The following is a 14034-nucleotide window of genomic DNA, read 5'->3' on the forward strand; positions in this document are numbered from 1 at the left end:
AGTAACCATGAAAGTTAATCGCGTCGAAGTGTTCGATATTCATTGTCCAGACAGACCTGCTTGGACACCTGTTTTTGTGCGTATTCACACCGATGAAGGTATTAGCGGTGTGGGTGAAGCGGGTCTGGCTTATGATTTAGGTCATAGTGCAGCTGCGGCAATGATCAAAGAAATGGCTGATGCCTTTTTAATTGGTCATGACCCATTTCAAACAGAAAAACTGTGGTCACGAATGCTACGCGAAAGCTTTTGGGGTTTAGGTGGTGGTCCTGTTGTGTATGCAGCAATGAGCGCCATTGATACTGCACTTTGGGATATTAAAGGTAAAGCATTAGGCTTGCCTGTTTACCAACTATTAGGTGGTAAAGTTAACGATAAGCTACGTACTTATGCATCACAATTACAGTTTGACTGGGACAGCGAATTTAAAGCGCTTGTTCACCCAGAAGAATACGCAGAAGCAGCGCTTAAGGCGATGGCTGAAGGGTATGATGCGGTAAAAGTTGACCCAATCCAGTACGATAAAAACGGCAATACTTATTACGATCGCACTAACATTATTTCTCGTGCAGAAATGAAATTATATCGTGCGCGTATGCAGGCTATTCGTGAAGCAGTCGGTGACGAAGTTGACATTATTTTTGAGTGTCACAGTTTACCAGGCGCAACATCAGCAATTCAAATTGGTGAAATTGCTGAAGAGTTCGATTGTATGTATTACGAAGAGCCTGTGAATTACTTAAATCATTCATTACACGCAAAAGTTGCTGACAAAGTAGCGGTGCCAATTGCAGGTGGTGAACGTTTGTATAACCGCTGGGGGGTGCGTCCATACTTAGAAGATCAAAGTATTGATGTGCTACAGCCAGACTTAGGCTTGTGTGGTGGTTTCACTGAAACTAAGAAAGTGTGTGATTATGCTGATATCTTTGATGTGCGTATTCAAGCTCACGTGTGTGGCGGCCCAGTAGCAACTGCAGCTTCGTTACACTTAGAAACTGCGATTCCTAACTTCTTAATTCACGAGCATCACACCTACGCGATTAAGAAATGGAACCGTGAATTGTGCATTCAAGATCCACAACCTAAAAATGGTTTCTTCCAAGTATCAGAAGAGCCAGGTATCGGTATTGAATTAAATGATGAAGTCGTTATGCGATCTCAACGTGTTGAGATTAAGTAATATTCACCAACATATTATAAAAAAAGCCCGCAAGGGCTTTTTTTATATCTACTTTTTAGCTTTGAATTAATCAACTGGTTTGCATTTTACCAAAGGAAGAGGCTCGGTCGCTTTACTATCTAAATGGCGCACAAAGCATATTTGGTTTTTAATAAGTAGCTCAAAGCGTTCTGGCATTGACAGTTGCTTGCCCATTATAAGGTTACCTTGCCCATCCATTACATTCATACTGTCAGTGACAAGCACACTGGTATTCATAAAAGCATCATCAGCAACAGCAATTGGCTTGCTGTGCATCAACCTTGCGATGCCTTGCGCTATTAGTTCACTTTGCGGCTCAGTAAGCCGTGCATGTTGCAATTTAGGTGTAGGCTCTTGGCTTTGAGCACTACAGCCTTGTAAGGTCAAAAGCATTAATAAGCTAGCTAATTGAACTCTCATGATTCGCTCCTATTGCTTCAATATTTTACTTTGTTGAAGCAAGGTTGAAGTTCGTATATCACGTACTTGCGGCGTATCGTTATAAGTAGCAGGTGCAAAGCCTTGCTCACTGACTGTTGAAGTAGCTACTGGACAGCGTCCATTCTCTCGATAGCTAAGTGCAGCACTGAGCATTGCTTCATTTTCATCGCCTAGTTGGTGAGTGAAATCATCAGCAATTGCACAGCCTGGGATTTTTACAGGTTGAAATTCACTATCGTTGCTGTTTTGTGGTGAGAAACCATCAGCATACTCACCAAACCCTTTATTATTGACGCCAGTAAATTGAATACTGAAGTATGTGGTATCGCAATTATCAGTTGGATAAAAACCATAGGGTTTACCGCAAGTTGTTTCGCCTATTTGAATTACTTCTATATTAGCGCCCCTAAGGCCATTGATCACAGCTTCACTTGCTGAGCAGGTGCTGTCTGTTGTAAGCACGAAAACTCGCTCTAAATTTAGAGATGGTAACGAAGTACCAGGCGTAATCGCAGGATTGTCTGCAAAACCTAAAAACTCATTAGTAAACTGAACAGGCTCTAAGCGCTCCCCAGTAATAGGGTTAAAAGTTGGGTGTTGATCATTAAAAATAGTCTGTTCAAATATTTTGCCACTGGTATTACTCTCGCCTGCCACCATATAAGCAACCTGACTTGCCATTTGAAGGAATCCGCCTGGGTTGTAACGCATATCAATAATTAAATCTTTAACATTACTTGCTGCTAAGCTGTTAAATGCGTCGTACAGAGGTTTTTCTGCAACTGCATTATGGCGATTAAACTGGAAATAACCCACTTCACCATCCGCAAATGTTTTAACGTTACTAACTGCTTGGCCAGTAATAGTTTGTGCAGTCATGCTAACTTCACGAATTTCACTGGTATTTATATCTCGAAATACAAATGAAGTAACTTTGCCGGACTCAGATGGAAATAGGCCTGCATTCAATATATCAACCTCTGCTTGGGTCGTTGCATTTACAAAGTCGACACCATCCACTTCGATTACTTCTAATCCTCGGCCAAGATTCAAGTTTGATGCAGGAGAGTTTGGCTCAGTATAGGAAATAATGCCTTGGCGGGGGGCGCCCGCACTTATCAATCTAAGTTTGAAACCATAACCAAAAGATTGCCCTGATTGGCTTTGAGCTTGCCATTCAGCTGTGGGTAAACTACTGTGGAAATTATCTTTTTTAGCACCTGAATCTGTAGTGTTTTCAGTTTTTAATAAAGCGAAATAATTTAATACTCCTTCAGTTAGTGCGGGGTCTCGATCAACTATTTCGTCATACCACAGATAAGTTTCATGACTCCAAGCTCGTAACCAATGCTTCTCATTGAGTGCTTGGCATTGTTGATCAAATTTGCTTGATGGCTCAAATACACCTTGAGTCCAAGTGATGTCTTCACTAGCAATTACGTCTGAATCTGAACTGCCGGAACCACCGCAACCAACTAAAATCAGTGAGCAAATAAAGGCACTACTTGCCATAGGTTTTTTTAAAGCATTAAACATAAAACAGAGTTCCAGATAAATTAACTTATTTGAATATAGCTAGTTTTTAAGCAATTAGATAGATTTCGTAGGCGTTTTTATAGCTAAGTTGATGCCATAAACTCGGCAGCGAGCACAGTGAGTGATAGTGTTGCCAGCAGTTTTCGTAACTGGTATTTATTTGGCATACAGGAAAGTTACTGGCAAACATAACGCGATGCTCACCAAAGTACTTAACTAAATTATCAACCAGCCATAGGTGTTTGTTTGTGGCAATTTGTGTGAACTCCAACCCTGAGAACTTTATCGTGATATTATCGCAGCGGCTGAGTTTAATGATTGCTTCAAGCCATCTTTGCTCATCACTAATAAAGCCTAAATGATTAATCACCACACGTAGTGATGGTAGTGCTGTGCAATACTTAATAAGCTGCTCAGTTATCTGTATGTTTTCAATTTCAAACTGTGCTTCAAAGTGTAAGTTTTCGGCTGCGATAAAAGCTAGATTATCTAGGCTGTGGGGAGTTAATAAACGCCTAGCTTCATCACCTTCTGTTATATCGCGAATACCAACTAAAGATGGATGTTCTAACTTATTGAGTGACGCTTCAAATTGCTTGGGAGATGCGTCAATCGGGCTGTAGCTGATTGCGCGATACGGAATGTCGTCTAAATGCGTTGCAAGCCAATTGAGCTCATTAATTGGTGCTTGATTATCAAAGCCAGCTTCAATATGCACCAAGGCTTCTAGTTGAAATGGACAAGCAGCTTTAAGTTCAGAAGCGACAATTTGCTTTTTAATTTTATCTAGATTTGGCCAAGCGGGGGGATTACTACCTTGTAGCCAAGTGTATTGACCCTCAGTGAGGTTAAAAAAGTGCACATGAGGGTCAATAATTTTGTCGCTCATTGCGTGGTGTATCCACCATCAATACTTTGTAAGCTGCCAGTAATAAAGCTCGCTTCTGGGCTTATTAAAAAATTAACCAAAGCAGCAATTTCTTCGGGTTGCCCTAAACGGCCTAACGGCTGCAGCGCGGCTTCTTCAGCAACAATCTCTGCTTTATCTGCACCACTGCGCTGACAGTAGGCATCAATCGCATTATGAAACAGTGGTGTTTCTATTGTACCTGGGCACACAGCGTTAGCACGAATGTTAAACGCGGCATAATCCAGTGCAGTCGTTTTTGCCATTGAAGCCAGTGCATGCTTGGTCAGGTTATAAGCAAACGAGTTTGGTTTGCCGATAATTGCCTGATCAGAGGCAACCACTACAATACTGCCGCCTTGCTGACTTTTCATGCTAGGTAATACAGCTTGAATTGCTGCATAGGCACCTTTCACATTGAGCGCAAATAGGGCATCAAACGTTGCTTCGTCGGTATTTTCAATGTTGGCACTTAAATGACGACCCGCATTAGAAATTAAAGCATCGACACGACCCTCTTCTGCAACAATATCGGCGATAGCTGACTTCACTTGCTGAGTATCACTGGCATCACAGTGGCGATAATTGCCTTCTGATGGGGTAATATCTAAGTTATAAACTGTGTAGGCTTCACGTTCTAAACGCTCGACTATCGCTTTGCCAATACCTTTACTGCCACCGGTGACAATTGCAACGTTTGTCATTATTTACCCTTAGTGGCTGTGGCCACAACCGCCTTCACCGTGCACGTGGCCGTGAGATAATTCTTCAGCTGTCGCTTGGCGAACATTAATTACTTCAACGTCAAATGTCAGCGTTTTACCTGCAAATGGATGGTTTAAGTCACAATCTGCATTGAAACGACCTACTTTAACGATAGTTACTTGGTGACGACCTTGATTTGAATGAACGATAGCAGTCATACCTGGCTTCCACACTTTTGTGTTGCCTTGTAAGTGCTTAAGTGGAATACGTTGAATTAGGTTATCAACGCGTTCGCCGTAAGATTCGCTAGGCTCAAGTGTTACGCTAAAATTATCGCCAGCCGCTTTACCTTCAAGGGCTTTCTCAAGACCAGGAAGCATGCCTTCAGTACCATGGATATATGAAAGTGGCTCGCCATCTTTACTTGATTCGATTTGCTCGCCTGCTTCACTAAGTGTGTAGTGAAACTCAACCGCTGCGTCTTTACTGATCTGCATGTTATTTCTCTTTAGAATTTAAATATAGGCACTGATTTTACGCTAACCACAAGTGCTGAGCAATCAAGGCTTTTTCAATGAGCTTTCAATCCCTGATAGCATGGTTTCACTTGCTGGCACTTGTGGCTCAGTTGGCTTAGCTTGTGGTAAGTGCAATGTTAAAATAGTACCGGGTTTTAAAATGCTGGTAGCGCTGAGCTTATTCCACGTTGCAATATCTTTATGCGGTACATCATAAAGTTGACTAATACTCCAAATTGAGTCTCCAGGTTTAACCTGATAGTCGATAGCGATTGTAGAAATGACTTCTTCATGTTGCTCAAGGTAGGGACTGATATTGTAATCAACCAATAATGATTCCGGCATGGTTTGTGGTTGTGATAAGCGCAATTGTTCACCTATCTTAATCAAGTTTGTTGTTTTATCGTTGAGAGTTTTTAGATCTTTTACAGACATTTTAAAACGCCTTGAAATACTGTAAAGGGTATCGTCTTTTTGTACTGTGTATTCTCCAGCAAAATTGTTGCGAAACAGTTTGCTTTGTAACAGCGTACGGCGCTCTATTGGCAGAAGTAAAGTATGTGGGCCATTCGGGGAACTTTGGTTTTTTAAATACCCTGGATTTAATTTATGGAGCTGATTATGGCCGATGCCAGATAAATTAGCGATCACTGAAAAATCAAATTGTTGGCCTACATCAAACTCTGTGGTGAGTGCTTTATTCGCTAATTTAGGGCGCTTTAAGCCTTGTTCAGGATGCTTTAGTAAATAGCTAAGTGCCAAAAGTTTAGGTATATATTCAGCGGTTTCTTTTGGTAATGATAATGACCAATAGTCAGTTTTCTTGCCAAGCTTTTTATTTTTTTCGATGGCTTTTTTAACGCGTCCTTCACCACTGTTATAGGCAGCAAGGGCATGCAGCCAGTCACCATCAAAGCGTTTATGTAAGTAACTTAAATAAGCTAAAGCGGCATCGGTTGAAGCGAGTATGTCTTGGCGACCGTCATACCATTGGTCGCTTTGCACACCAAAATGATAAGCCGTTGCGCCGACTAACTGCCAAACACCAACGGCTTGCTCTGATGATCGTATTGTTGGTCTAAAATCACTTTCAACAAAGGGTAGTAGGGCCAGCTCCATCGGTAGCTTCTGTTGCTCGATACGTGTGACGATATGATACAAATAAGGTGCCGCACGTTTATTTACTTTAATCAGGTAATTGGGTTGTTTTAAATACCATTTTACTCGTGCAGATGTATGTTTATTGGTTTGAAATACCAGCGTTAAATTGTTGGCGATATGCTGCCATAAATCTTTCGAACGAGGCTTTGCTAGCGGGGTATTATTGACTGCTATGGGCGCAGCAACAGGACGTGGTTCAACAGCTGTTGAATCGACAAACTCACTAGGTGCTTGTTGGGTTGTTAAATCGGGCTCGTAATGGCTAAAAATCTCCGGCCTTGCCCGTTGTTGTTCTGTTTCTTGCTGAGTTACTTGGCATCCTTGTAAGCCAATAAACAAGCTCAGCAAAAGTAAATATTTCAAACTTACTTGAGCCATATAATAAAATCCTTTTACTATTTTAGCCCTATTTTGACAATTTGCTTTGTTTAAGTCCAGCTTCTAGAAACATAGAAAACGCTCTTTCGCCCACTTCATCAAGCTGGTATTGCTGTTTAACCTCTGCAGGAAAAAGCGGAATTAATTCACTCACTGGTTTATCTGGCGAGGAATTTGTCATCTCTTGAATGGTTTTTAAAAACCTCAAAGGGAGTGCAAGTTCAGCAGGTGTCAGTGGCTTACCGTGACCCGGTAAAATAGTTGTCAGTGTGGTATTTTTTTGGATACCTTGCAGCGTGGTTATCCAGCGAGTGAATGTACCATGCCCAGGATAGGGTAAGCTGTCGACTATATCGCCACCTAACAGCACGCGACCTTGATCTGCACTTAAAGTAAGATCGCCTTTAGTGTGCGCTTGATACGGTGTAATAACGATAGGGTAGTTACCAAGGTCTAGCTGTGTTGGTTCAGGAATGCTAATCGCCGGTGGCTTTAAGGTGAGCTCTCGCCAGCGAAATAAGCGTTTTTTAGCAAGTTCTAGTTTGTCGCGCCAAATAGCTTGTTGATCTTCAGGTTGATTGGCAAGGCGTTGATAGCTCAATTCAATACTTTTTTCATAACCATCTAATTTATCTGTCAATGCTTGCTGCATTGCTACAAACTCAGTTGCTACTTGCTGATGCACAATAAGTTTAGTTTCAGGGAACTCAGCCTGTAAAACGGCCAAGCCTAGCAGGTGATCATCATGATAATGGCTCGCCACTAAATAACATAATGGTGTTTTTAAGCGTTTTTTTAACTGCACTGCGAGCTTTTCTACTTCGGCAAAGTTACCACTGGCATCAAACATTAATGCGCATTCTTTACCTTCAATCAGCACTTGATTCGAATCGTAAAAACGCAGTTTATTTTGTTGTTGTAGAAATTGGATTTCGGGAGTGATGCTATGCCAGCTAACGCTTGCTTGGGCGCTATAGCTTACGAAAAGACAGATCAAAAAAGCACAAAATCGCATAGTGTTTGGCTCTGATAGTGGTTAGTAGAATTGATTGTAAACAAAAAAAGCGCAGGATGCGCTTTTTTCTAAATACTAAGGTGCTGGCTGAGCTTATCTATTAAGCTGTCATGTTGTTGCTCTTGTTCTGCTTGTTGAGATTTAACTTCAAGCAATTCATGACTTAAATGTAATGCTGCCATCAGCAATGCTTTTTGGTCATTGCGAACCGATGAGCGTTGTTTCATTTGCTCCACTAAGTCATTCAAATTTTGTGCAGCAGCAACTAGGGCATGCTCTTGCCCAGGAGGGCAAGAAAACTCATGTTCTTTACCTAGTAGCTCTACGGTGACCCGCTGACTTTGTGGGCTGCTCATTAGCTAGCCTGTTGAACGCTTTGTAATTTCTCAAGCAGGCCAGTCAATGTGCTGCTTGTATCTTTTTGTTTCTCTTCGTTTTCGAGTACTTCTAGTTGCAGAGTTTCGTTCTCATCTAAAAGCTTAGCGGTTTGTTCTTGTAAGCTTTTAACTTCACTTTCAAGTTCGCTGTTGCGAAGGATTAATTTGTCGATCAGTTGTTCGAGTTGGGAAAGAGTTTCGTTATTCATAAATGCGCTCATAAAACTGTGATTATTGTCATGCAAATGTAAAGGAAAGTGTCTAGATATGCCAGCATTTACGGCCGTTTTAGGGGATTTTTATTTATTATTAAGGTGTAATTCAGCGTAGCGGCTTTTTTATTCATTTATGATTCACCAAAGCGCCAGATGCTAGGATCATTTTCTGTTTATCATGTACAATATGGCTATTCATTTTTAATGCAGTTTTGCATTTGGCGATTTATAAATATGCTTAGTTATCGACACTCCTTTCATGCAGGTAACCCTGCTGATGTGCTAAAACACCTTGTTCTAGCTGAAGTTCTTAAGTACCAAACAATTAAAGACAAACCACTTGATTATGTGGACACCCACTCAGGTGCTGGCTTTTTTGAACTTGCAGGCAGTGATGCACAAAAAACACAAGAGTATTTAGATGGGATTGCTAAGCTTTGGCAGCACAACAGTGAGCATGATGCACTTAATGAGTATATTGAGCTGATTAAATCATTTAATTCAAATGGTAATTTAGATTTTTACCCAGGTTCGCCAAAAATTGCAGAGCACTTTTTACGTCGCCAAGATAACGGTTGGTTCTTTGAGTTGCATCCACGTGACTTACAGTTACTGCAAGACAACATGAAAGGTAAGCGTTCTATTCGCGTACGTGGTGAAAACGGCTTTCAAGGCTTAATTGGTTTATTACCACCAGCATCACGTCGAGCTTGCGTGCTTATTGACCCTCCTTACGAAATAAAAAACGATTACGATACGGTCGTTAATACTCTTGTTAAGGCGCATAAACGCTTTGCTACGGGGACGTACATGATTTGGTATCCGGTTGTAGACCGTGAACGAATTGACAGAATGGAGGCGGGTTTAATCGCATCGGGTATGCGTAACATTCAGCTTTTCGAGCTTGCAACAGAGTCCGATACCGACGTTCATGGTATGACTGCATCGGGAATGATAGTGATCAACCCGCCATGGAAATTAAAGCAAACGATGGATGCTGTATTACCAGAACTTGTTTCCATACTAAGCGATAGCAGTGGTTTTTATCGCAGTGAACAATTAGTTGAAGAGTAATTTCTTCAATACAAAAACGCCCAGCAATTGCTGGGCGTTGTTAATTTAACTGTTGTTAATTCATATAAGTCGCTGCGAAGGTCGCAAGTGGCTCATCACTATCATCTAACAAGGTTAACTGCTCACCATTGATTGAGTACTTAGCCGTGGCTGCAAGTGCTGCCGACATGGCCGCTTCAATATCCATTTGTGATACACACATTTTTTTGGTGCTTGCTAATGGCTTGAATGTGAGCGCCTGCTCATTAACCTCGTAACTGCCTGAGAAGTTATTACAACCTAAGTGACCATTGGTTGAACCATCGTCTTTAAACTGTACGAAAGGTTCTTTATTTTCAACGGTGATAGCCTCACCGCTGATGGTAACTGCTTTCCAATAGGTATTGGTCAAAGTCACGTCTGGCTTTTTCGCTGATACTTTAGTCACCGTTACCTTGTACAGATCGCCAGCGGCATCTTCGGCAAATGGATTATTGTGAGTGGTGCTGATGTAAAGTAATTTACCTTGATTCTCAATGCGTGCACTTACACTGTAGCGGTGACGGTCAGCAATTTTGCTTTCGTCATATTCAAGTGCTACATCATATGGTGGTGCACCATCTAATTGAATTTCTTGTTCGCTAATTACTTCAGCCTTGACATCCATTTTAGAAACATCAGCGAGCTGTACTTTTAATACTGAACCCGGAGGTAGCATACTACGATCTAAATAGGTGATTTGAGTATTCAGGGTTTTCATTGATGATTGCTCAGCTTGTGGTGCACTAGAGTCTTCACCACAGCCTGTTAAAACCAAGCTGCTTCCTAAGATCATTAAACTGCATAGAGAAGCGCGTTTGAAAGATGAAAAGGTATCCGAAGCCATGATTATTTTCCTTGCGTTTAGGGTTATGCATCATATTTAATTGCCTAGCATAAAGTTCGCTGTCTTAATCATAGCTTAATTAACAAAAAATGGGCACTAAGCCCATTTTCGTAATAACGAATCGCTTTAAGAACATAAAGCGCATAAGAATAAACGTTATTTTTTCACGTATTTGGTAAGAATAACAATACGTTGACCATCAACACGGCCTTCAATGTGTTCTGGATTGCTCGTTAAGCCAATGTTTCTTACTGCTGTGCCACGCTTAGCAACAAGGCTGCTGCCTTTCACATCAAGATCTTTAATAAGTGTCACTGTATCACCCGCCTGCAGCACAACACCATTACTGTCGATGTGTTTAATGTCGTCATCTTCAGCTAGCGCTGTTTGCGCCCATTTTAATGTGTCTTCTTCAAGATAAATCATATCGAGTGCATCTTGTGCCCAGCCGTTATCAGTAGCTAAGCGTTTCAGCATGCGGTAAGCGACAACTTGTACCGCTGGAATTTGACTCCACATACTGTCATTCAAACAGTGCCAATGGTTTGCAGTTAAATCAGCATTGTTTTCGATTTGATCTTTACAAGTTTGGCAGACATAAATGCATTTATCAGAATGAGCCTCTGTAACAGGCGGCACTTCGTATACAGATAGGTTATCTGTAGCGGCACAAAGTTCACATTGGTTATTACTGCGTTCGATTAGGGCTTGTTCAATGCTCATAGGAGGCTCTTTTAAGTTTACAAGGTAAGAAAAACAGCGCGCATTATAGCAAAAGAGGGACTGAAGCGGAATATCCCTAGTTATTATAGGGGTATAGTTTTTGTGTATTTATTGATTATGGCATCTAAGCTGCCAGAATTTTTAAGTTCTTTGATTGCTGCATTTATTTTTGGTAACAATGATTGATGTTCACTGCGCAGGCGAATTTTTAGGTTGCCTAGCGAGTGTAATGCGCCAAAACTGATATCAGCATCAAATTGCTCAGCCCAATATAATGCTGGCAGTTTATCTATTATGACGACCTCAATTCGGTGTATTTTTAGTGCCTGAATGAGTTGTTGTTCAGAGTGAAAATCAACCCGTTTAAAGCGGTTATCGTCATAATAGTAATAGCCTAAAACAGTCCCTACGGGTTGATTACGAATACTGTTGAGTTGCTGCCATTGAGCCACCGAGCTTTTTAAACTCACGAGATACTCCTCAACTGCAAACAGGGTGTCTGAGTAACTAAATTGTCGGTTTTGTTTTTCTGTCTGGCTCAGCCACTCGGGGCTTATGACATCAAAATCAATATTCCCTTGGTGAAGGTATTTGACGGTTCGTTTTGCAGGAAGCTCGACATGCTTTACTTGAACATCAGCAAGCTGCATAACTTGCTTGATCAGTTCGGGGAGGATCCCTGGATTGCTTTTGTCATCAATATAATAAGGATAGTAGTTCCCAGAGCCGGTTACATTATATTTCAGTACAGGCTGCTGCTCAGCCAAAACTGCTTGAGTAAGAAAAAGTAACAGTAAGAAAATCGAGTTAGAGAAGCGCAATGGTCTGATTGAATTCGTTTTCATGTACCTAGTTTGGTTGGGTTTTTGTTTTTTAGCAAGGCAAACATCTTTCACTATACTTATAACAATAGTAATGTGGAGTTAGCCACATTTTAGTGAGAAGTTGAATGTCAGAATTAAGTATGGAAGGTAATAAAAGTCAGAGCATGACTCAGTATATAGCCCGGCAGCCAATATTTAATGCTGATAGAAGTTTATATGCTTACGAATTATTGTATAGAGAATCGAGCGATAATGTCTTTCCGGTAGGAACGAGTGATGGCCAAGCAACGGGGCGGCTGTTTTTTAACGCGTTAATGTTGATGGGACTCGAGAAGCTAACAGGTTTTCAACCTGCGTTTATCAATCTATCGACTGACGCTATTTTGGATGACTTTCCTAAGCTGTTGCAGCCACGCAGTGCGGTTATCGAAATAGTGGAGCGGGCTACTAGCATTCCAAAAGTAGTGAACCGCGTTAAACAATTAAAACAAGAAGGCTATTTGTTCGCGCTTGATGATTATGATGGCACAGAGAAATGGCAAGATATTTTGCCTTTGATGGATTTTATTAAGCTTGAAGTTACGCAGCCGATTATCAAAACCAACATGATGATCAAAAAGCTTAAACGCAGCTTCCCAGAAACCACTATCATAGTGGAACGCATTGAAAATTATGAAGACTTTCAACAACTAAAAGCAGCAGGTTGCGACCTGTTTCAGGGCTACTTTTTTGCCAAGCCGGAGCTTTTGAGTTTTGGTAATGTTGAACCATCAAAAATTGCTGTGCTTGAATTACTTAACTGTACTGCGCAAACAGATTTAAATTTTGATGCAATTCAACAACGTGTTGCTAAAGATATTGGCCTTACTGCACGCATTTTAAAATTAGTTAATGCGCGTATAAGTAATAGCCGGCAAACAATTCGTTCGATTTCACAAGCGGTTATTTACCTTGGTGAAGATGCGATTAGACAATTTGTGCGGGTATTAGCGCTAAGCGAATTAGGCAATGACAAACCGCAAGAGCTGACCAAACTTGGTTTAACAAGAGCTAAATTTATTGCTTTGATGCTTGAACCCGGCGGTAAAGACCTAGCTGAACAAGGCTATTTAGTCGGCTTACTCTCTGTTTTAGATGCTATTTTAGATATGGAGCTTAATATCATTGCCAAAGAGTTTTCATTGGGTAGTGAGCTTTCGAGTGCACTGTTAAACTTTAATGGCATGCAAGGGGCGAGCTTACAACTTGCTAAAGCAATGGAAGAAGAGCAGTGGCACACAGCCCTTGAACTACTCAAGATGATCCGCCCAGCCTCAAAAATGGATGTGGTTTTTCAAGCTATGTATGATGCCCGCGCATACGCAGATGAAGTATTCGCAAGCTTATCATCGGTTACAGACTAGGAGCGCAGAGTTCGTTATGATGCAGACTCTGAGTATTAAAAAGGTTTGTAACTAATGCGTGTTGTTTTTCCTATACTGGCTATTTTAATTGCCTTAGTGTTACTTATTCCCGGTGTAACCCAGCCAGTGCTCACCCTTGAAGGAAAAATTGATAAATCTAAGCTTGCCAAAACAGGTATTGAAATGATTGCCGATGAAGGCGATCGCAATACCCGTAGCGTGTTAATGATGGCATCAAGCATGCTGGGGCTTGATAAGCTTGAAGGAGAAATCGATGCCTACAAAAAAACACGCAGCATTTGGGGCACCGTGAATGAGCTTGCTAATAACAAAAACTACCTTGTTGCCGCGCTTGTAGCAGTGTTCTCGATTGTCATTCCCACCTTAAAACTCCTGATGCAATTGCTTTATTGTTTCTTACCAGTGAATAGGTTTAAGTATTTGCTCGGTCAACTCATACAAGGCCTAAGTAAATGGAGCATGGTCGATGTGTTTGTGATTGCATTGATCGTGTCTTATTTAGCAGGTAATGCCGATGGGCAAATGGGCGAGTTGATAAAAATGCATGCTGAATTGGGTGATGGATTTTGGTATTTTACAGGTTATTGCTTGTTTGCTATTGCTGCCAGCAGTAGCATAAAAATAGATAAACCCTTGTCGAGTTCGTAAATTTCGGGCTACAATTTGG

16 protein-coding genes are annotated in these 14034 nt (G+C 41.2%); 4 read left to right on the plus strand and 12 right to left on the minus strand.

Annotation, left to right across the window (positions count from 1 at the left end):
- The first annotated feature begins 7 nt into the window (after positions 1 to 7).
- Positions 8 to 1183, plus strand: coding sequence for a mandelate racemase/muconate lactonizing enzyme family protein (locus ISP07_RS11255; protein WP_054552450.1), 1176 nt, complete (start codon positions 8 to 10; stop codon positions 1181 to 1183).
- A gap of 66 nt (positions 1184 to 1249) precedes the next feature.
- Here the strand turns inward: ISP07_RS11255 and ISP07_RS11260 are convergent, their stop codons facing one another.
- The 9 genes from ISP07_RS11260 to ISP07_RS11300 all read right to left on the minus strand — a co-directional run bounded on the left by ISP07_RS11260 (position 1250) and on the right by ISP07_RS11300 (position 8451).
- The gene (locus tag ISP07_RS11260; protein WP_209327662.1) at positions 1250 to 1624 is read right to left on the minus strand and encodes a hypothetical protein; all 375 of its coding nucleotides are present in this window, start codon (positions 1622 to 1624) and stop codon (positions 1250 to 1252) included.
- Positions 1625 to 1633: 9 nt separating this feature from the next.
- On the minus strand, positions 1634 to 3181 hold the full coding sequence (locus ISP07_RS11265) for a S41 family peptidase (RefSeq protein ID WP_199529782.1): 1548 nt from the start codon (positions 3179 to 3181) through the stop codon (positions 1634 to 1636).
- A 46-nt stretch (positions 3182 to 3227) separates the two neighbouring features.
- On the minus strand, positions 3228 to 4070 hold the full coding sequence (locus tag ISP07_RS11270) for an amidohydrolase family protein (RefSeq protein ID WP_209327663.1): 843 nt from the start codon (positions 4068 to 4070) through the stop codon (positions 3228 to 3230).
- A complete protein-coding gene (locus ISP07_RS11275) occupies positions 4067 to 4792 on the minus strand; it encodes an SDR family NAD(P)-dependent oxidoreductase (RefSeq protein ID WP_209327664.1) in 726 nt (241 codons plus the stop codon). The genes ISP07_RS11270 and ISP07_RS11275 overlap by 4 nt, the downstream gene beginning before the upstream one ends.
- 9 nt (positions 4793 to 4801) lie before the next feature.
- On the minus strand, positions 4802 to 5290 hold the full coding sequence (locus ISP07_RS11280) for an FKBP-type peptidyl-prolyl cis-trans isomerase (protein ID WP_054552455.1): 489 nt from the start codon (positions 5288 to 5290) through the stop codon (positions 4802 to 4804).
- A 63-nt stretch (positions 5291 to 5353) separates the two neighbouring features.
- Positions 5354 to 6850: a LysM peptidoglycan-binding domain-containing protein gene (locus ISP07_RS11285; protein ID WP_209327665.1), complete on the minus strand. Its 1497-nt coding sequence runs from the start codon at positions 6848 to 6850 to the stop codon at positions 5354 to 5356.
- 28 nt (positions 6851 to 6878) lie between these two features.
- Entirely contained in the window at positions 6879 to 7865 is a 987-nt protein-coding gene (locus ISP07_RS11290) for an MBL fold metallo-hydrolase (RefSeq protein ID WP_209327666.1), read from the minus strand.
- 68 nt (positions 7866 to 7933) lie between these two features.
- Positions 7934 to 8221, minus strand: a complete 288-nt coding sequence (locus ISP07_RS11295) for a cell division protein ZapA (protein WP_054552457.1) — start codon at positions 8219 to 8221, stop codon at positions 7934 to 7936.
- Positions 8221 to 8451 carry a hypothetical protein gene (locus ISP07_RS11300; protein ID WP_054552458.1) on the minus strand — a complete coding sequence of 77 codons (231 nt, stop codon included), beginning with the start codon at positions 8449 to 8451 and terminating at the stop codon, positions 8221 to 8223. Before ISP07_RS11300 ends, ISP07_RS11295 begins: the two co-directional genes overlap by 1 nt.
- Before the next feature lie 240 nt (positions 8452 to 8691).
- Here ISP07_RS11300 and ISP07_RS11305 point away from each other — a divergent pair, with 240 nt between their 5' ends.
- Positions 8692 to 9531, plus strand: a complete 840-nt coding sequence (locus tag ISP07_RS11305; RefSeq protein WP_209327716.1) for a 23S rRNA (adenine(2030)-N(6))-methyltransferase RlmJ — start codon at positions 8692 to 8694, stop codon at positions 9529 to 9531.
- A 55-nt stretch (positions 9532 to 9586) separates the two neighbouring features.
- Here ISP07_RS11305 and ISP07_RS11310 read toward each other — a convergent pair whose 3' ends face one another.
- The 3 genes from ISP07_RS11310 to ISP07_RS11320 form a co-directional block, all read right to left on the minus strand.
- Positions 9587 to 10396: an META domain-containing protein gene (locus ISP07_RS11310; RefSeq protein WP_138600177.1), complete on the minus strand. Its 810-nt coding sequence runs from the start codon at positions 10394 to 10396 to the stop codon at positions 9587 to 9589.
- A 156-nt stretch (positions 10397 to 10552) separates the two neighbouring features.
- Positions 10553 to 11119, minus strand: a complete 567-nt coding sequence (locus ISP07_RS11315) for a PhnA domain-containing protein (RefSeq protein WP_194442174.1) — start codon at positions 11117 to 11119, stop codon at positions 10553 to 10555.
- 83 nt (positions 11120 to 11202) lie between these two features.
- Entirely contained in the window at positions 11203 to 11964 is a 762-nt protein-coding gene (locus ISP07_RS11320) for a substrate-binding periplasmic protein (RefSeq protein WP_054552462.1), read from the minus strand.
- Between the two features lie 104 nt (positions 11965 to 12068).
- Here ISP07_RS11320 and ISP07_RS11325 point away from each other — a divergent pair, with 104 nt between their 5' ends.
- Positions 12069 to 13346 (plus strand): EAL and HDOD domain-containing protein, encoded by a 1278-nt coding sequence (locus tag ISP07_RS11325; RefSeq protein WP_228290600.1) that lies wholly within the window; start codon positions 12069 to 12071, stop codon positions 13344 to 13346.
- Positions 13347 to 13400: 54 nt separating this feature from the next.
- Positions 13401 to 14015, plus strand: coding sequence for a paraquat-inducible protein A (locus ISP07_RS11330; RefSeq protein ID WP_138600179.1), 615 nt, complete (start codon positions 13401 to 13403; stop codon positions 14013 to 14015).
- The last annotated feature ends 19 nt before the right edge of the window (positions 14016 to 14034 follow it).

The organism is Pseudoalteromonas sp. PA2MD11 (assembly GCF_017808125.1).
In the GTDB taxonomy this organism is placed as follows: Bacteria; Pseudomonadota; Gammaproteobacteria; order Enterobacterales; family Alteromonadaceae; genus Pseudoalteromonas; species Pseudoalteromonas simplex.